Annotated in this window: 12 protein-coding genes; 4 read left to right on the forward strand and 8 right to left on the reverse strand. The window is 60.8% G+C overall.

Annotation, left to right across the window (positions count from 1 at the left end; genetic code table 11):
- Position 1: 1 nt before the first annotated feature.
- The 8 genes from cas5e to GVI59_RS02965 form a co-directional block, all read right to left on the reverse strand.
- Positions 2-673, reverse strand: a complete 672-nt coding sequence (cas5e, locus tag GVI59_RS02930) for a type I-E CRISPR-associated protein Cas5/CasD (RefSeq protein ID WP_173572821.1) — start codon at positions 671-673, stop codon at positions 2-4.
- The gene (gene cas7e, locus GVI59_RS02935; protein ID WP_173572822.1) at positions 673-1,737 is read right to left on the reverse strand and encodes a type I-E CRISPR-associated protein Cas7/Cse4/CasC; all 1,065 of its coding nucleotides are present in this window, start codon (positions 1,735-1,737) and stop codon (positions 673-675) included. The genes cas5e and cas7e overlap by 1 nt, the downstream gene beginning before the upstream one ends.
- Positions 1,737-2,240 carry a type I-E CRISPR-associated protein Cse2/CasB gene (gene casB / locus GVI59_RS02940; RefSeq protein WP_173572823.1) on the reverse strand — a complete coding sequence of 168 codons (504 nt, stop codon included), beginning with the start codon at positions 2,238-2,240 and terminating at the stop codon, positions 1,737-1,739. Before casB ends, cas7e begins: the two co-directional genes overlap by 1 nt.
- Positions 2,237-3,700: a type I-E CRISPR-associated protein Cse1/CasA gene (gene casA / locus GVI59_RS02945; RefSeq protein WP_173572824.1), complete on the reverse strand. Its 1,464-nt coding sequence runs from the start codon at positions 3,698-3,700 to the stop codon at positions 2,237-2,239. The genes casB and casA overlap by 4 nt, the downstream gene beginning before the upstream one ends.
- Positions 3,701-4,147: 447 nt before the next feature.
- Entirely contained in the window at positions 4,148-6,676 is a 2,529-nt protein-coding gene (gene cas3 / locus GVI59_RS02950) for a CRISPR-associated helicase Cas3' (protein WP_173572825.1), read from the reverse strand.
- A gap of 87 nt (positions 6,677-6,763) precedes the next feature.
- A complete protein-coding gene (locus GVI59_RS02955; protein ID WP_173572826.1) occupies positions 6,764-8,554 on the reverse strand; it encodes an ABC transporter ATP-binding protein in 1,791 nt (596 codons plus the stop codon).
- A 151-nt stretch (positions 8,555-8,705) separates the two neighbouring features.
- The gene (locus GVI59_RS02960; RefSeq protein WP_173572827.1) at positions 8,706-9,965 is read right to left on the reverse strand and encodes a CCA tRNA nucleotidyltransferase; all 1,260 of its coding nucleotides are present in this window, start codon (positions 9,963-9,965) and stop codon (positions 8,706-8,708) included.
- Positions 9,965-10,594, reverse strand: coding sequence for a DUF1285 domain-containing protein (locus GVI59_RS02965; RefSeq protein ID WP_173572828.1), 630 nt, complete (start codon positions 10,592-10,594; stop codon positions 9,965-9,967). Before GVI59_RS02965 ends, GVI59_RS02960 begins: the two co-directional genes overlap by 1 nt.
- Before the next feature lie 103 nt (positions 10,595-10,697).
- Here GVI59_RS02965 and GVI59_RS02970 point away from each other — a divergent pair, with 103 nt between their 5' ends.
- The 4 genes from GVI59_RS02970 to GVI59_RS02985 are packed head-to-tail and all read left to right on the forward strand — an operon-like array spanning position 10,698 to position 17,779.
- On the forward strand, positions 10,698-11,741 hold the full coding sequence (locus tag GVI59_RS02970; RefSeq protein ID WP_408736595.1) for an AAA family ATPase: 1,044 nt from the start codon (positions 10,698-10,700) through the stop codon (positions 11,739-11,741).
- A gap of 2 nt (positions 11,742-11,743) precedes the next feature.
- A complete protein-coding gene (locus tag GVI59_RS02975) occupies positions 11,744-12,754 on the forward strand; it encodes a DUF58 domain-containing protein (RefSeq protein WP_338422054.1) in 1,011 nt (336 codons plus the stop codon).
- A complete protein-coding gene (locus tag GVI59_RS02980; RefSeq protein WP_173572831.1) occupies positions 12,751-15,612 on the forward strand; it encodes a DUF4159 domain-containing protein in 2,862 nt (953 codons plus the stop codon). Before GVI59_RS02975 ends, GVI59_RS02980 begins: the two co-directional genes overlap by 4 nt.
- A 7-nt stretch (positions 15,613-15,619) precedes the next feature.
- Positions 15,620-17,779, forward strand: a complete 2,160-nt coding sequence (locus GVI59_RS02985) for a VWA domain-containing protein (protein WP_173572832.1) — start codon at positions 15,620-15,622, stop codon at positions 17,777-17,779.
- The last annotated feature ends 751 nt before the right edge of the window (positions 17,780-18,530 follow it).

Consider the following 18,530-nt stretch of genomic DNA (forward strand, 5'->3'; position numbering starts at 1 on the left):
GTCAGCCTCCGGCCACGATGCTCACCGGTCGCAGGGCGACGCGCCGGGAGGAGAAATGCCAGCGGCTGCGGTCCATCGGAACGTCGCTGACCACCTCGCCTTCCGGATCGTCACAGACCAGCGTGTGCGCCTGAACGGGCGGCCTGCGCCAGAACGGTGCTTTCAGATGTTCCAGCGCCGCCTCGGGAGAAGCCGCTTCGACAACCCGTGCGCCGGTCGGCGCTGCGAGCGGGCATGATTTACGTCCGAGATAGAGCGTGAAATGCGGTTCCAGCAGCGCTGCCGCAATCTTTTCGAGGCCCTCGCCCCGCACGGCGATGCCGTAAAGCACGCTGGTCCGGTAATCGCGCAGGGTGATCGCCGTATTGGTCTTTCCGCCTGCGGCCCGCAGGGCTTCCGGACGGGAATTCGGCGCTTTCACCGTGGCGGACGGGACGGTTTCGATGGTGTGGTAATCGCGTAGCGGCGCACCGGCGTCGAAGATCGCCACGTCAATTGTCAGTGCGTCGAGGGCGGAAAAATCCCCGTCCCGTTCGATCCCGAGCGCCGCTCCCATCAGTCCGATGATCGCTGACCGCGCGGGCCAGATGAGGGAGCCGCGCCGTTCATGCCCCGCGAGTTCGCCCATCGCCCCCAGTGAGGCGGTCAGGCCGAACACCAGAAAGGGCTGCATCACGCCCCCCGTACGGTCGCGCCCGCGAAGGCCGTGATCCCGTCGAGCGTGCCGCCCTTGCCCACATGCAGCTTCTCTTCCGCTTTCCACACCTTGCCATAGGCGTCATCAATTTCCCTGCGGGTCTTTTCCAGCGCTTCGACCGATTTTTCGAGCAGAGGCTGCGCCCGGACGGGAGAAAAGAACGCACCGGACAGATCACGAGGGGCCTGCGTTCCGGCTTCGGCCAGAATGTAATGCGCGAGCGGGTGGTGAGCGAAGCTGTTCTGCTTGCCTTTTGGGGCGGTCCGGGCCAGCGCGCCGGCCAGCGCCTCGATCCCCTTTACAGCCAGTTCCCGATCACCGGCGAGGTTGCTGATGAGCAGGTCGCAGTTCACGCAGACATACTGATAATATACGCCAGACCCGAACGAGGTCTCGCCCAGATGCCCTGCGCCGGTGTCCTCACTTTTGTTGAGATCATCGACGGCGGAAAACCAGTCTTCTTCCGACTGCGCCTGATGCGTGGTGATGGCATGGGCCACCTGCACCGCCGCGTCACGGTTGTAATCGGGAGAGTCGGCCAGCATCCGGCCGAACATGGCGATATCGACCGCGCCATCGGCCCGACGCAGAACCAGTTTTTTCAGCTCTTTGTCCGCAGGAACCTTCTCTCCGGCGGCGATCTTCTCCGCCAGTTCCTCGGCCAGTTTCCATTCATCGGGAGAGATGAAGGCGAGCGTCGTGCTGATCCGGTTTTTCGTCTCCTTGTTCGGCGCTTCCAGCTTGCCGAAAATCGCGGCGACCTGATCCGCCGCTGCGCGGGCCTTGTCCTCGCTCACGCCTGTGCCGACGAGATGCTCAACAAGGTTCTGATACAGCCGCTTTGTGCGTTTTCCTTCGTGATCGGCAAGATCGAGTGCGAAAAAAGCGCTCTCACGCAGCGCCCGCTTCACCGACTGGGATGACATGCGCAGGCGTGGCGCGCCGCCCACCGTCGCCTGCTTCGGGCGTCCCTGATCGTCCCGGTTGGGGTTCGAGGGGCCGTAGGTCGTCAGAAGATGGAATTGCAGAAAAGTCGTCATCAGGCAGTTTCCTTGGAGTCATCCTGCGGAGCATCGGCGTGGAAATACGCAAAGCACCAGCGCGTGCGTGTTCGGTCGTTCCAGTGCCAGAGGTCGCGTGCCAGCGCCCCGACATTGCAGCGTCGGCCCGCCATCACGATTGCGCGGCGCAAAAGATCGGTCAGATTCTGATCTTCCGCACGCATCAGGTTTTCAAAACGTCCGCGTGAAAGTACAGGCTCCTTCCCACCCAGACGATAGGCCAGAGGCGTCGCGTCGCGTTCCCTGACTTCAGCGAGCAGACAGGCGAGACGAACGAGTTTTTCAGTCTCCGCCTCTCCTCCGGACACATGGAGCGTCTGCGCCAGCTTATGCACCGCCGGTTCGCACAGCGCTTCGATCGCCCCCGCCCGGCGCAGCCGCGCCGCGAGACCCCGCGCGGCGGAATTGCTGTCGCGGGGTTCGATATATTCCGCCCACCAGCCGAAGGCGGCAGTGCCCGGTCCTTTGTCCTCCCCGCTCATGCGGCTTTCCTTTTCTTTTTTTCCGGAAGCGGAAGACCGAGCGGAGTGAAGATGTCACCACCCTGTTTTCCGTAGCCTGCAAGGGCCATCACCAGATATCGGCGCGCCTCGGTGATGCGACCAATTGCCTCTACTTCCCGCTGATTCAGTCCGGGAAGAGCCTTTGCATCGAACTGTCCGAGCGCCTGTGTGCGAAGATCGTGCAGCCATGCGTGCGCCGGATTTTCTCCGCGTTCGATTGCCTGGACATGGGTCAGGAATTTCGTTTCAGTCTGAAGGAAAAATTCCTCCCGCTCCGCCTCCCGTGCTTCACCGCCCGCCAGAACGGGAGCAAGAGCGTTCCGTAGGGCCACAGAAACGGCTTCCGCCGCCTGAATCAGACCGACAAGCTGCTCTTCCGCCTCGACAGACAGGACTGACAGCAGGCGCTGACGTGAGAGGATGAAGTCGCGCGGCTTCATGTTGTCCATCGACCAGCCGGCGACGATGACGGAGCCGCCCCCTTTCCGTTCCTGCCAATCACGCAGACACAGCGCCAGTTCGGAAAGTTCGCTCCCGCTCTTTTCCATCAGCACTCCCAGCCAGTTGCGATAGCCGAAATGTCCGGCCCGCGGATGTTTCGGCAGCCACTCCGTGCCGGGTTTCAGACGGTAGTAAGGACTGAGCGGATGTTTCCAGAGCGCGTAATTCGTGCCCCAGGGTTTCTGGATCACGCCTGTCACCGCTTCGTCATCGTGCAGAAGACGCAGGCGACGGGGCATTCCGAAAAATGCCTCCACCCCGAACAGGTCACCTTCCGGAGGAAGGGTCTGTTGTCCCTTGTCTGAAACGCGGGTCGGTCGCATCCAGGGCAGGTTTTCCATTTTCGCAGGCTGTCCGCACGGCACATTCGCCCAGATCAGATCCCACAGAGTCCGTTCCGGATCGACAAGCGTGACCAGTGGTCCACCGCCTCTCATCGAAGTGCGGTTACCTGCGCCTCCGGAGGGCGCATCGGCCTGAAATGTGTAAAGCGCCATAGCCGCCAACGGGAAATCGAGACGGTCATACCGACTGCGATGCACCATGACATCCGCATTGTTGCGTGCGGTATTCGCTCCCGCGCTGTCGATGAACAGCATATCGACAGGATTGCCCTCGCCCGCGAGAGGCTCCAGATCCTGAAGAAAGCGCGGTCCATCGCCGAGAAGATTGAACGCCGGGGCATAAGGCGCCAGCTTTTCCCGCAACCGTCGCGGATCGGCGTCGCGTCGCGCGTCCCAGTCCTCGCTATCGGCGGGCGGATCGGCGAGAAAGACCAGCCCGATCAGGAGTTCAAGGCAGGCGACATTGAGATCGGGGCGCGGCCAGTCGGGCCGCACGACATCCACCTCCGTCATCTGCCAGGGCGCTATGACCCGACGTGATTTGTCCGCGCAGAGAACCGGAATCCAAGGATCGTCAATGAGGTTGAGAGTCACGCATTACCTCCGCTTGCTGGCGAGGGATAAAGGCTGTGTCCGAAGTGACGAAGCACACTCATCAACATTACCAGCATTTCGGACACGGTTCTAAATCGTCCGCTTACAGTGAATTTCAACAGACAAATTCATTACTTCCTGTTTCCGTTTATTCCGGCCGAGCCAATAATCATGGGCTTTTCCATCCAGAGAGAAACAGGCTTGCTCCTCATATATTTTCTTTTCACAGCCGATACAGAAAGTGTCAACACTGCATTGACCGCAATACTGACCCGATAAATCTGTAATTCTCAAAACGGTTAATTATAAAATACTTTCATAACAAAAATAATAAGCTATTTTTACAAAGAAACCATACATCACAAGAATAACATTCTTGATTCAGACAATTTCCTATAAATTTCTTTTGAATTTAAAGGGCTTTTTCGAAACAGCTTCTATCTACATTCAGAGTCTGACTGAACCAAAATCATCTGCAGGCAAGGAGATAAAGACAAGACCGAACTCCGCGTTATAACGCAAGCCGTCACAGATACCGCCGTCTTCCTCGACTGGACACACTCTGATCTGCGCGCGTTTCCATTCCGGCCAGTCTTTCGTAATCGCCATAATGTCCAGCGAGGACTGATCGGGAAGCGGCAAAGCATCGACCTTTTTACGATGAGCGGACACTTCGGACAGCGCCCACGCATCCGCGCCTTCCCCTTCCGCCCACGGAACCAGCCCCTGCGCCGTCCGACGGGCCAGACACAGCACACGCGCCTCTTCTCCCAGTCGGGTGGGATAGTTCACATCGTCATCGCTCCGGCCAGCTTTGCGATAACCATCCGAGAGCTTCACGATATTATGCCAGGCCAATCCCCTGTCGGCGCCGTCCTTCCCATATTTGTCCTGCTCCGCTTTCAGCAGAGCCTCCGGCACCGGTTCGGCGTCCGTTCCATACACGGTCTCGATCAGCGCACGCTGTCTGTCCGGCGTACCGATCTGTCCCTGTGTGAACAGCGCATGCGCACTCCGCCAGACATCGGCAACCGCATAGACCCAAGCGCCTTTTCCCAGCGTGCCGTGCAGCCATCGGTCGTCCCCGACCTGCGCAGGATCCGGCGAGAGGACATGCAGCACGGGCTTCGGAACCGGACGACCTGAAGCAGGGCGAATATCCATATGCCGCCACAGTCGCCCTGCCCGCTGGATGAGCGCTGCGATAGGAGCGATGTCGGACAGCATCACGTCGAAATCCAGATCAAGGGAGGATTCCAGAACCTGTGTTCCGACAAGAACGAAGCCTTCCCTATCCTTGCCATCTTTCCCGACCCGAGCCAGAATCTCCGCCTCAATGCGCTTGCGGTCGCACAACGCGAAACGGGCATGTAGAAGCCGTGCGTTCACACCCTTGGCACGCAGAGCTTCGACCGCTTCGATGGCGTCATCCACCGCATTACGCACCCACACGCAGGCCGCTCCCTCCGTCGCCATCTTTGCAAGAAGCGTGACGGCGTCTGCGGACGTATCGAGCCTTTCGACCGTCACCGGTCCTTTTACCGGGCGATCTTCCGACGGAAACTGCGTGATAGCCGCCCCGCCCGCAAAGGTCAGGGCCGGATAGGCCGTGGCATCGGATACGCCGTCATAGGTCGACAACAATTTTCTACGAAGTTTCATGGGTAGTGTCGCCGTCAGAAGGATTGCGGAACCGCCTGCGGCACGGTGCATTTTCAGCAGCGCCGCAAGTTCTTCGGCAATATAGGGCTCGCCCATTTCGTGGACCTCATCGACAATGAGAATCTTCGATGACAGGCCGTAAGTGCGCAATGTCTGAAACCGGACCGGCAGAACCGAAAGCAGCGCCTGATCTATGGTTCCTATGCCGACATCGGCCAGCAATGCGCGTCGGTTACTTTCTGCCAGCCAGTCCGAGGAGGTGATCTCTCCGGGACCGCCTGTTCTGCTTCCCTGCACGAGATCGCGAAACGGCACAGACAGGCCCGCACGCCCATGCGCCAGTGTTACGAAGGGATTGTCGAACATGCGCCCGACGATCCGCGAGGCGCGATCGAACATTGCATCCGCTGTCGCCATTGTCGGCAGGGCGAAGAACAGTCCGCGCCCCTTGCCTGCCAGACACATACGGTGTGCGAGCAGAAGCGCCGCCTCCGTCTTGCCTGCTCCAGTCTCATCTTCCACGATCGCCAGCGTCGGCCCGTCCGGCAGGGCGATGGTTGAACAGGCCGCCTGCATGGGGCGGAGTTCAAAATCGAACAGCCCTCCCACTCTCGCTCCCGTACCGGCAATGCCTGCCTCGGCAACAGCGTGGGCCGCAATAGAGCGGGTCTGTTGCAGATAAGCGGCGAGACTGTCCGCTTCCGTCTTTGGCTGGAACCATTTTGGGTTGGATCCCACCCAGTCGGCGGCCGTGCAGAACCCTGCCAGCCACCAGGAAAGCGTTGTGGCGTCCGCCAGGGTCAGACCGTCGAGCGAGGCTTCCGGCCAGAGATCACAGAAAGCGTCGATCAATCTCGCAGCCGGGTCACGACCTTCTCCGACACATTGCAGAGCCGTGCGGAGTTCTCGCGGCAGACGCGTTTCGGGCGGGAGGCCGCCGAGCATATGATCAGATGGACGTCCGTGATGACCGGCTGCGGCAGCATAGAGCGTTTGCCGCACGCGAGGGGTACCTCCGAGACGGGCTGCAATCCGCGCATCCTCGACGTAAAAAAGAGCCTCGCTCAGTTCCCAGTGACGAAAACCCGGCTGTGACACGCCCTCACGGAGCATGGCGCGAAAACTTTCGCTGATCTTGCCAATGTCATGAAGTCCGGCAAGCACCACCATCGCATCGCGTAGGGGAGCGGCAACAGGGAATGGGGCTATCAGTCTTTCCGCCACCGCAGCGACATCGAGCATGTGGAAAGCGGCCGGATGCTCGGCACCGTCCGGAATTATCGGGCTTTTGCCCGGCCAGTCAGCCCACTGCATTGCGTGACGTCACCCGCATCTGAAAAAGAGCTGTCTGTTATAGGATCAGTTGCAACCGCAGACAAAATCATGTGCTCGCTCAGGCTTTTACTCTTCCAGCCCCTGACTGCGGACAAGACGCGCATACAGACCATCCAGCGCAATCAGTTCTGCATGCGTTCCCTGCTCAACGGCCCGTCCATCCGCCATAACCACGACCATATCGGCAGAGCGCACAGTGGAAAGACGATGCGCCACGATAATGGTTGTGCGACCGGCGCGAAGCTCTCCCAGCGCCTCCTGCACCAGCGCCTCGTTTTCGCTATCCAGAGCGCTGGTGGCTTCATCAAGCAGCAGCAGGCGAGGATCACGCAGCAGGGCACGCGCCAGAGCAATACGCTGCCGCTGGCCGCCGGACAGCCTTCCCCCACCGGGGCCGACAATCGTGTCAAATCCGCCGGGCAGCGCCGTGATGAACGGTTCAGCGGCGGCAAGACGGGCGGCCTCCCGCACCTCGGCGTCTGTTGCGCCCGGACGGCCCATCAGGATGTTCTCGCGCACGGACACGTCAAAAAGCAGCGGGTCCTGACTGACATAGGCAATCGCGTTCCGCAGATGCTCCAGCCCCACATCGCGCAGATCGACGCCATCGAGCGTGATCGCACCCCGGGTCACGTCATGCAGGCGGGGAATAAGGGACAGCGCCGTGGATTTTCCTGCGCCGGACGGTCCGACAAGAGCCACGGTCATACCCGGCTGCGCTTCGAAGGAGAGATCGTTCAGTCCCATGCGACCGTCGGCGTACTGGAAAGCGACCGTGTCGAAACGCAGATGGCCATGTCCGGCTGGCAGGGCCAAGGCCTGCGGATGATCCTGCACGGCGGGTTTCTCATCGATCAGGGAGAAGATGCGGGAGAGACCGGCCAGACCTTCCTGCAAGGCGGCATTAAGTGCGCCAAGCGCACGCAGCGGGCGTGACGCAAGCAGCAGGGCCGCGACAAAACCGGAGAAATCTCCCAAGGTCGCGCCCCCCATGGCGGCGCGCCATCCCGCAAAGCCCAGCACAGCCGCCACAGCCGAGCCACCCAGCGCCTCAAGCAGAGGATCGACACGGGCGCGGCCCCGCATGATTCTCAGAAACGCCTCATGGAGCTGGTTGAACGCCGTGTCGGCGCGCTTTTCCTCGCGTTCTTCGAGACGATAGACACGCACCGTCCGGGCCTGCGCGAAGCTTTCGGTCAGGAAGGCGGCAGTGGAAGCAATCTGCTCGTTGACGTTGCCGGAGGCGCGTCGGACCTTCTTTCCAAGCTTCTGAATCGGCACAGCCGCAATCGGGTACAGCACCGCCGCGATCAGACTGAGCTCCCAGTCCATGTAGATCATCGCGACGATCAACCCGACCACCGTCACCACATCACCGAGGGAGTTGACGGCCCGGATCATGGCTTCACGGATCGAAATGGCGTCTGTTGTAAAACGGGCGGCGAGCGAGGCAGGCGCGTCCTGTTCGATCCGCGCCACATCCGCAGTGGTCAGATGCTGAAACATTGATCCCTGCAGGCCGCGGATGACCACAAGCACCAGCCCCTGCGTCGCCAGCGTCTGTCCGTACTGGGCGGCGGCTTTCGCCAGCGTGATGGCCACAATCAGCAGCGGCACCTGATAGAGGATACGCTCGTCATGCGTGGAGAACATGTCGAGCGCACGCTGGATCACCAGAGGATAGAGCGCGGTCAGCGTCGCCATGGCGATGGTGAGGAGGAGAACGCTGAGAATCCTGCCGCGATGGTAGCTGATCTGGTCTCGCCACAGGCGAAGAAGAAGCGCTCTGCTGTCATCAGACTGCGAGGACTTCTTCTGGAAATCAGTCAACGGGGCGCGCGGTGGGAGAGCATTCATTGGCGTCATCTACCAACGCGGACCGCAGACGAAAAGAACCATGGAGCCGAACGTCTCTCTAAACGGTGCTCCCGTAGCAGCAGGGCAACATATTTTTAGTAAAAACAATTTTTATTATCAGAATGATAATTCTGTTTTTTAACAAATAAACTCAAAGAAAACTCTCACGCAGATCGTGTAAATAAGTCAGACATTCCTCCCGTCCGGCTCGACAACCTGACTCCCGCCACCACGTCCGGATCATGGAAAGCAGTTCACCTACACGCGGTCCGGGCGGGATGCCTTCCGCCAGAAGGTCACGCCCCGCGAGAGGAAAGACCGGAACCGGCAGGTTCGCCAGCCGTAACCGCAGACGCTTCCAGGAGGCTGCGTCATGACGGTTCGGAGCAGTCACAATCTGCTGCGCCTCCGCCAGCCATGCCTGTCCCAGCGCAACCTCCCGTGGTATTTCAGCCAGCACGCTACTGGCGTCCTCGTCCGTCACAATACGTTCCGGAACCGGAGGTAGCGTCTGAAGAAACGCCAGAACGAGAGACGCGTCGGCGCGTGAAAGACGGAGCCGCTCGACACACCGCTTTGCTCTCTCCGGCTCGCAACCCGCTCCAGCAAGCAACGCGGCCAGTCGCAGGGCGTAATCTGCCGGACCGTCATACCTGATAAGAACATCGAGACGCTGGATTGCAGCAGGCAACTGCCCTGAAAGTTCAGGCAGACAGGCGGCCATCACACCGGTCTGATTCATCAGACGCAGAGTTTCAGTCACACGCGGGCCGGTCAGGATACGCCGCAGTTCAGACCAGATCCGTTCGACTGAAAGTCGCTCGATCATCCCCACGCCGTGCATGAGGGCGTCCAGAGTATCCTTGTCTGGCGCAGCAGAACCGAAGCGGGCCTGAAAGCGGAAGAAGCGCAGGATACGAAGAGCGTCCTCCCGTATCCGCGTTCCGGCATCCCCGACAAATCTAACCCGTCCGGCCTTCAGATCTTCCTGTCCGGCGAAATAATCATGGATATGCCCACCCCGGTCGCAGGACATGGCGTTGATGGTGAAATCGCGTCGCGCAGCATCCTCTTCCCAGCTTTGAGTCCATGAGACGTTCGCATGACGGCCATCCGTTACGTCGTCCCGGCGAAGTGTCGTGATTTCATAACCACGATGGTCAATCACGGCGGTGACTGTTCCATGGGACAGACCCGTGGGCACAGCTCCGATACCTGCATCCTGCAGGTGCTTCATCACCTCCGGCGGCGTTTCCGGAGTGCCGAAATCAAAATCGCTGGCGGGCATACCGTTCAGCATGTCGCGCACGGCCCCGCCGACCAGCCGGGCCTCGGGCAGCGCTTTCCATATCTGACAGAGCGCCGGGAAATCCGGGAGCGTCTCAAGAGGAAGACGCACGGCTTTCGTCATCAGCAGTCATCATCCTCATCATTGCCTTCCCGGCATCCGCGGGGCGCAAGGGCCAACGGGAAAAACTCGCCAGCGCTCCAGACTCCCAGACAGGCCTGCCCCCCACAACAGCCGGGTTCAGCAAGCGCTGCCAGTTCATACCAGACGGGGCGCGAGATTCTGGCCTGTAATGGCAGTTCTCCCTCTGCCTGCCGCACCGTGAGGTAGGGCGGCGGCGCACTGTCACACGCATCAAGCGGCACGTCCCATCGGGCCAGAATGGGATGTTCCGGGCCAGCCGTGACAACCTGATCAATATTGGTGCGGAAACACAGACGCTGCTCTCGCCCCACGCCGCACCATTCCAGTTCGACCGCCACGAACGGCACATCCTCGACCTCAATGGTCCCTTCCTCAACGGGGGTTCGAAGCCAGTAGGCGCCGTCCGCTGCACGGGAAAGGGCCGAGGCGAAAAGGCAGACCATCGGCTTTCGTCTGATCGGGGAACCCCGGTAGAGCCAGACTCCGTCCCGACGGATGAGGAAAGGCAACCGGCCGCATTGATGCGGCTTGCGTCCTTTCTGATCATCTCCGGAGATCTGGCGGTCATCTCCCGATTTCTCGCCAAAAGCATCTGATGTCACGTTCAATTAACCCACATCTGTTTGCCTGCGCACCATACCGATATAGGGTTGCCCCCCGGCTTGATGTAAGCCCCGGACGTGTCAGACTGGACCTATGACGCCTGAAATGATGCCAAACCAGACCGTATTCCTCGCCCCCGAGACGGGCTCCTCCGGTGGAAACGCTTTCCCGGACAGCGCCTCCGCAGCGCAGCAGGTCGATCTTGTCGCCCGTCGCCTGCAGGATGTGCGGGCAGAAATCGGCCGAATCATTTTCGGTCAGAAAGATGTTGTCGATCAGGCGCTTGTCAGCATTCTTTCCGGTGGTCACGCCCTGCTGGTCGGCGCTCCCGGCCTCGGCAAGACCCTGCTGGTCACCACGCTCGGCACGGTCCTCGGCCTCGATTCCCGGCGTGTGCAGTTCACACCGGATCTGATGCCGTCCGACATCACCGGCAGTGAAATTCTGGACGAAGACGCTGCCGGTCACCGCAGTTTCCGCTTCGTGCCGGGACCGGTGTTCTGTCAGTTGCTGATGGCTGACGAAATCAATCGCGCCAGTCCACGCACCCAATCGGCTCTGTTGCAGGCCATGCAGGAGCATCGTGTCGCCATCGCCGGGACGGAATATGCGCTGCCGCGTCCGTTCCACGTTCTGGCGACGCAGAATCCGATCGATCAGGAAGGCACCTATCCCCTTCCCGAAGCCCAGCTCGACCGTTTCATGCTTCAGATCCAGCTGACCTTCCCGGACGCCGCCGATGAGCGGGCCATGCTGCTGGCCACGACCGGCGTGCCGCAGGAAGCGCCGCAGCAGATCCTTTCCACCGAAGACGTGCTTTACGCGCAGGCGATGGTCCGCGCCCTGCCTGTCGGTGAGCGCATTGTGGACGCCATCCTGAACCTCGTCCGTTCGGCGCGTCCCGAGACGACCGATGTGCAGACCGTAAAGGACTGTGTCGCATGGGGACCGGGGCCACGTGCGGCCCAGACCCTGATGCTCGCCACCCGCGCCCGCGCCCTGCTGGATGGACGTCTCTCGCCAGACCTTGATGATGTCGCCGCTCTCGCCCGTCCCGTTCTGGCGCATCGTATGGCGCTCAGCTTCTCGGCCAGAGCCGATTCGACCCGGATCGAAGATGTGATCGACGGGCTCGTCTCCCGTCTGGGTTGATCGTGGCGCAAGACACTCCTTCCTCGTCCGGCGGTTTTTTCTCCAGACTGGCGGGCAAAATGCGCTCGGCCTCTCCTGCGGCCAGACGTGGCTCCGACGCTGTCATCAGCGGCAGCCCCGCCGTACTGGCCTCGGAAGCGGACAGGCTGGCGGCGACGCTCTCCTCGCTCGTGCCGGAAGCCGAACGGATTGCGGCGACAGTGGCTGCCGGCCTGCACGGTCAGAGACGCTCCGGCCCGGGTGAGACATTCTGGCAGTATCGTCCGGCCCTGCCCGGAGAGCCGATCACGCGCATCGACTGGCGGCAGTCGGCCCGCAGTCACAAGGCCTATGTGCGCGAGACGGAAGCCGAGCATGCCCAGACCATCCATCTCTGGTGCGATCTCAGCCCGTCGATGGTGTGGTCGTCCCAGCCGTCCTCCCTGCCCCTGAAGCGTGACCGCGCCATTCTGCTGCTGCTGGCGGCGGCGTCCCTGCTGGAACGGAGCGGGGAACGTGTGCGTCTTGTGTCGCCGAACGGACCTGCCGATCTGCCTCCGGGCGCGAGCAGGATTGCAAGCCGTATTGCTCTGGCGCTTGCGTCACTGGCCCAACAGCCGGATGAGACGGCGCTTCTGAAAGGCACGGTTCTGCCTCCCCATTCACAGCTCATCATCGCCAGCGATCTGCTTGCTCCGGACAAAGACGTGACGACCCTTTTTCGTCAGCTGGCGGGAGGCGGCGTCCGCGCTCACATTCTTCAGATCATTGATCCTGCCGAACGTGATCTGCCCTATGCAGGACGCATTCGTTTCGAAGGACTGGAACACGAGCCGGACCTTGTCCTTCCCGCCGTGGAAACCCTGCGTCCCGAGTATGACGCCGTCTTCGCACGCAGACAGGCCCATCTCAGAAACATTGCCGAGGGCTGCCGCCATACTTTCCAGCCCCATCAGACAGACACTTCCGCCGCAGCCGCTCTTCTGTCCCTGAGCGCTTCCCTGTCAGGCCACCGGGGAGGCGGACGTCCATGATCTTTCAGTTCCCTGCTCTACTCGCGGGCCTGCTCGTCCTTCCGGCCATCTGGTGGCTGTTGCGCGCCCGTCCGCCTTCGCCGCGTATCCAGACCTTCCCGCCGGTGGCTCTGCTGGCGTCCCTTCATCCCAGACAGGATGACGCGGCGACACCACCATTCTGGCTGCTGCTTCTGCGTCTGGCGGTGGCGGCCCTGCTTATCCTGGGTCTGTCCGGGCCAGTCATTCCGGGCAGCCCCGTTCCGCTGCCCGGCAGCGGCACCCTGCTGCTGGTCATCGACAACGACATGATGACGGCCCCTGACTGGAGCGAACGCAATGCCGCGGCCCATGCGCTGCTGGATGCTGCGGGTCGGGCCGGCCGCTCGGCCGCCCTGTTGGCGACAGCGTCCGAAGGACAGGATAACCCGACGATACTCCGCGCGCTCCCGGCGGAACAGGTCGCTCTCGCGCTCGATGCGCTACGTCCTCTGCCATGGGCCGCAGACCGTGCTCTTGCCGCACGGCGACTGGAAAAAATGAAGTCAGACGGCCTTTCTTTCGGGGCTGTCGCCTATCTGTCGAATGGCCTCGCCTCCGCTGGCAAAGATGGCGGCACCGCAGACCGGTCTTTCACAGTAGCCATGCAGGCGTTCGGGGCTGTTCAGGAAATCCGTTTCACGGGCAGCGGAGCCTTTGTCCTCAGTCACGCCGTGGAAGAGACGCAGGATACTTCGTCTGAGAGTCTTTCGACCGCTGGTGTGATGGCTCGTCTGGAGACGTTGCCGTCCGATCTTCCCCGCCGTGTTCGGGTGAGAGCCCACAGTGAAGATGGCGGAACGCTGTCGCTGACCGATGTGACGCTGCCAGCCGGAGCCAGCAGTGCGCCGGTTTCGGTTTCCCTCCCGACCGTCATGCGTAATCGTGTCGATATGCTGACGATTGACGGCAACGCCAGCGCGCCGGGAACATTGCTGCTGGATGAAGGCGACAGATTGCGTCCCGTCGGGCTGATTGCGACCGGCAGCGGCGACACGCCTCTGGTGGGAAGCCTCTTCTATCTGCGGCGGGCGCTCGCACCGAACGCTGATCTGCACACAGGCAGCACGACCACGCTTCTCTCCCAGCCTCTGTCCGTTCTGATCGCTCCGGATGGCACTCTCGCCGATGCGGAGACCCAGCAGAAAGTCGCTGAATGGGTCAGAAAAGGCGGCACACTCATCCGTTTTGCGGGCCGCGCACTGGCCGGGCATGAAGACAGCGCCCAGAGCACGCCTGAGCCCTCTCGCGCTGAAACGGCTGCGCGTGCGGATCCGGGAAAGACGTTGCTTCCTGTGGCGCTGATGCCAACGGCCCGCCAGCTGGGCGGAGCCATGTCGTGGGGCAAGCCGCAGTCTCTGGCTGATTTTCCGGAAGATTCACCCTTCCATGGTCTTGCTGTTCCAAAGGATGTCACCGTTTCCCGGCAGATCCTTGCTCAGCCGGCAACAGATCTCTCTGCTCATAGCTGGGCGCGGCTTGCTGACGGCACGCCTCTCGTGACGCACGTCACACTTGGCAAGGGAGAGATCGTGCTGTTTCACGTCACCCCCACGGCGGACTGGTCGAACCTGCCGCTCTCCGGTCTGTTCGTGTCCATGCTGACGCGGCTTGTCGAACATGCCGACGGTGTGGACCTCCCTTCCGACAACAGTGTGCTTGCTCCGGTCATGACGCTGGATGGAGAAGGCGTCCTCGGCGCGCCGTCTCCGCTTGCCCGGGGGCTGGCTTCCAGCAGGTTCGGCACCACGGCTGTCTCTCCGGAACACCCTCCCGGCCTGTATGGATCACGCGCCGCACGACGCGCCCTGAACGTGGGTGATACGCTGCGTAGTCTGTCTTCACTGCCTCCGACTGGCGCTGTCACCAACCCGGCAGGCCATCGACCGGACAGGCTGATGGGCCCGGTATTGCTGGCCATCGCACTTCTGTTTCTGGCAGGCGATGCGCTGGCGACGCTCTTTCTGCGTGGTTTCTTCTCCTTGTCACGTGCACGAAGAGCTCTTCATCTCTCGATCCTTCTGGGGCTTTCCTCTACGGCCCTCACCTCCTCCGGACTTGCTCAGGATGCGCCTGTCGTTCCTGGAGCCGCTCCGCCCGCCATGGCCACGAGCGTGCCGGGAGCGGCTCTGGAAACCCGGCTGGCTTATGTCATCACGGGTAATCCGGAAGTTGATGCCGTTTCTCAGGAAGGGCTTCAGGGTCTTTCGGACTATGTGAACGCCCGCACCTCTGCGATGATCGGACATCCGGACGGCGTGCATCCCGGCAAGGATGACCTCGCCTATTATCCGCTGCTTTACTGGCCCATCACACCAGATGCTCATGCCGATCCTGCCGTGACCAGCGCCCTGACCACCTTCATTGCGCATGGCGGCATGATCATCATCGACACGCAGGGCGTGGATACCGCGACTTCCGGCGATAACGACACGCTGGCAGGCGAGGCTCCGGGCAGTGCGGCCGCACTCCGGCGCGTTACGGCGGGACTGCCCATTCCTCCGCTCACGCATCTTGATGACCATCATGTGCTGAGTCACACATTCTATCTGCTGCATGACTTTCCGGGCCGTTACGCAGGTCAGCCTGTCTGGGTCGCCCGTGACGGTGAAGCGGAAAACGATGATGTCAGTCCGGTCATTATCGGCAGCGCCGACTGGGCGCATGCCTGGGCCGTGGATCAGAATGGCGACACACGGTTCGCAGTCCTTCCCGGCGGAGACGAGCAGCGCCGCACCGCCTACAGGTTCGGCGTCAACGCCGTCATTTATGCGCTGACCGGCAACTACAAGGCGGATCAGGTCCACGTTCCGGCGATCCTCAAACGTCTGGGACAATGAGGGCGGCATGATCGACACCTTCACTCACTCCATCGCTTTCGCTCCTCTGCTGCCGCACTGGCTGCTGTTCACGCTGGCCGGACTGCTGGTTGTCATAACGGCGATCGGCCTGCTGGTGCGTATGCGTGGCACTGTTCTTCGTGCGCTTGCCGGCGCTGTCGTCCTGCTGTGGCTGTCCGGCCCGCAATCGCTGAAGGAAACGCATCGGGAACTGCCGGAAACCGCTCTGGTCATCGTCGATCAGACGGCATCCATGCAGGTGAAAAACCGGGCTGCCATCGCCCGCGCCGCTGCCCGTATTCTTGGTGAACAAGGTCCCGGTGGGCCCGGGTTACGCACAGTCACCGTGCGGGGAGAGCAGACTGGTGGCACGCGCCTGTTCGACGCGCTATCGCAGGCAGCCGCAGACATTCCGCCGGAGCAACTGGCGGGCGCAATCCTGATTACGGACGGTCAGACGCGTGATGCGCCCAAGGGAATTCCGGAGCGTCTTGCCCTGCATGACAGTCAGGGTCATGCCGTTACCCTGCCGCTGCATGTGCTGATGGCGGGACGCGGAGAAGAAACCGACCGTCGTCTCCGGATCCTTCAGGCTCCCCCTTACGCCATTGTCGGTAAATCCGCGCTTATCCGCGTTCAGGTAGATGATCTCGGACCGGGCACACAAGCCGGGACACCCGCCACCATTACACTGACAACTGACGGCAACCCGGCATTGAGCGTGCCTGTCCATACGGGCGAGCCTCAGGATATTTCGTTGCCTGTATCTCATCCCGGCGAAACGCTTGTGGGTCTGAACGTCTCCACGCTTCCGGGCGAGGTTTCCACCCAGAACAATCAGGACATTCTGACCATTACCGGCGTCAGGGACCGACTGCGCGTGCTTCTGGTTTCCGGCACCCCCAATCAGGGTGAACGTGTCTGGCGGCGTCTGTTGAAAGCCGATCCGTCCGTCGATCTGGTTCACTTCACCATTCTGCGTCCACCCGAGAAGGATGACGGAACGCCCCTGTCCGATCTGGCTCTGATCGCATTCCCTGTTGAGGAGTTGTTCCAGAACAAGATCGGCCAGTTCGATCTCATCATTCTTGATGGCTTTGAGAACAGGCACATCCTGCCACCGGTGTATCTGCGTAATATCGCCCGTTTCGTGCGCAAGGGCGGTGGTCTGTTCCTGATTGCGGGTCCGGAATTCACTGGTCCCAACTCACTGCAAGATACGGCGGTCGGAGATGTGTTGCCTGCGCATGTTCCGGCGTCGCCTCCTGATCTGGCCCCAACGGAGGCCGCACCCGGCGTCACCATTCGTCGCTTCCGCCCCCAGTTGACAGACGAAGGGCGACGTCACCCCGTGACTGCCGAGCTTCCGGGCGCCCCTGCCCCGCACGCTTCTGCGAATGCGGACAGGGAAGTCGCGAATGAATGGGGCCCCTGGTATCGGGCGCTGCATCCTGATGAGTCGCGTGGCCAGGTGCTGATGAGCGGTCCCGACGCATCTCCGCTTCTGGTTCTGGATCATGTGGATAATGGCCGTGTGGCCCTGCTTCTTTCCGATCAGATCTGGCTCTGGTCGCGTGGAGAGTTGGGCGGTGGTCCGCAGGCTGAGCTTCTGAGACGGATTTCACACTGGCTGATGAAGGAACCCGATCTGGAGGAAGAGCGGCTTGAAGCGCATATTTCTGAAGGCGCTTTGACCGTTACGCGCCACAGTGTTTCCAATACCGCGTCGGCAGATGTTACACTTACCGCGCCGGACGGAACAAAATCGACCATGGTTTTGCATGGCGCTGGCCCCGGTGTCGCCGTCGGACAGATCCCTGTGACACAATCAGGCATCTGGACGGCCGACGATGGCAATCATCGCGCTTTTGCCGCTCCTGTGAAGGCCAATCCGGAAGAGTTCTCTGATCTTCGCCTGACAGCCGAAACCGTCGGTCCCGTCGCAGCCCGCACTGGTGGAACTGTCGCATGGCTTGGCGATGATGTGGCCAGACTGAATGTGCCTCCTCTTCGTTACGGCGCTTCAACTGATGTGCTGGGGTTTCCACAGAGACATGCCCATATCCTGACTGGAACAAGCGCATCGCCACTGCTGCCTGCGTGGGCCACGCTCCTGGCGGTGGTTCTTTTACTTGGAATGGGATGGTATCGCGAAGGACGGGGTTAATTTATCAAAATATAACGTCATTTAAATTGAGCTACGAATGATCCAGAAAAGGACCTCGGTATATCATGCGTTAACTACGATAATAGTTGAGGCGAACGGGACGACCGTGAGGAAGATTGATTTCAACCTGTCGTAGCGAGTTAAGATATGCCTGAGTTGCTTCAGTCTGGCAAAGAAACATTCGATAAGCGGGGCGTGTCACAAGCCTTCTCAAAGTTCTTTTGAATCTTCATGGATGAACATTTCAACATGACACGAGGCATCCCCAGCGGATTATCCAGTCATATGTCCGTTCAATTACCCACTAAAGCGGCAGGATTTCAAACTCTTTTGCCGCACCTGATCGCCTGATGACCTTAACCGTAGCGGTGAGAAAGGCTGCTTTGTTCAGTAACTGCAAGCGGTGATGGGATCTATTGGCCAACATGCACTGCGCCGATGCCAAATTTCGAAGGCTATCTGCTTCCTGTATATCCGAATACCCGAAGGCGTGCGCCTCATCAGCAGCAGTCGGTCTTCTGTATCAACCGCAATGTGGTTTCTTGCCTACATCATAGTCTCTTACCTTTGTGTGCGGTGTTTTGATGTTCTGGAGGCGATAACGTTCCCAGATGGGCGCTCGCGTCACATTGCCGCACAATCGAGCATCAGACAGACATTATGCGTGATCGGAATAGAAAACTGCGCATCAGTTTGCGAAACCACCAAAAGAGGATCTGCTATGGATCTTCAGCATCTCCCGACCCAGCTG

The sequence above is a fragment of the Acetobacter sicerae genome, assembly GCF_011516765.1.
Taxonomy (GTDB): Bacteria; Pseudomonadota; Alphaproteobacteria; order Acetobacterales; family Acetobacteraceae; genus Acetobacter; species Acetobacter sicerae.

Bases quoted from the DNA above. Each gene is read 5' to 3' on its own strand.
- cas5e (WP_173572821.1), bottom strand. From the start codon at position 673: ATGCAGCCCTTTCTGGTGTTCGGCCTGACCGCCTCACTGGGGGCGATG.
- cas7e (WP_173572822.1), bottom strand. From the start codon at position 1,737: ATGACGACTTTTCTGCAATTCCATCTTCTGACGACCTACGGCCCCTCG.
- casB (WP_173572823.1), bottom strand. From the start codon at position 2,240: ATGAGCGGGGAGGACAAAGGACCGGGCACTGCCGCCTTCGGCTGGTGG.
- cas3 (WP_173572825.1), bottom strand. From the start codon at position 6,676: ATGCAGTGGGCTGACTGGCCGGGCAAAAGCCCGATAATTCCGGACGGT.
- GVI59_RS02955 (WP_173572826.1), bottom strand. From the start codon at position 8,554: ATGAATGCTCTCCCACCGCGCGCCCCGTTGACTGATTTCCAGAAGAAG.
- GVI59_RS02960 (WP_173572827.1), bottom strand. From the start codon at position 9,965: ATGACGAAAGCCGTGCGTCTTCCTCTTGAGACGCTCCCGGATTTCCCG.
- GVI59_RS02970 (WP_408736595.1), top strand. From the start codon at position 10,698: ATGCCAAACCAGACCGTATTCCTCGCCCCCGAGACGGGCTCCTCCGGT.
- GVI59_RS02980 (WP_173572831.1), top strand. From the start codon at position 12,751: ATGATCTTTCAGTTCCCTGCTCTACTCGCGGGCCTGCTCGTCCTTCCG.
- GVI59_RS02985 (WP_173572832.1), top strand. From the start codon at position 15,620: ATGATCGACACCTTCACTCACTCCATCGCTTTCGCTCCTCTGCTGCCG.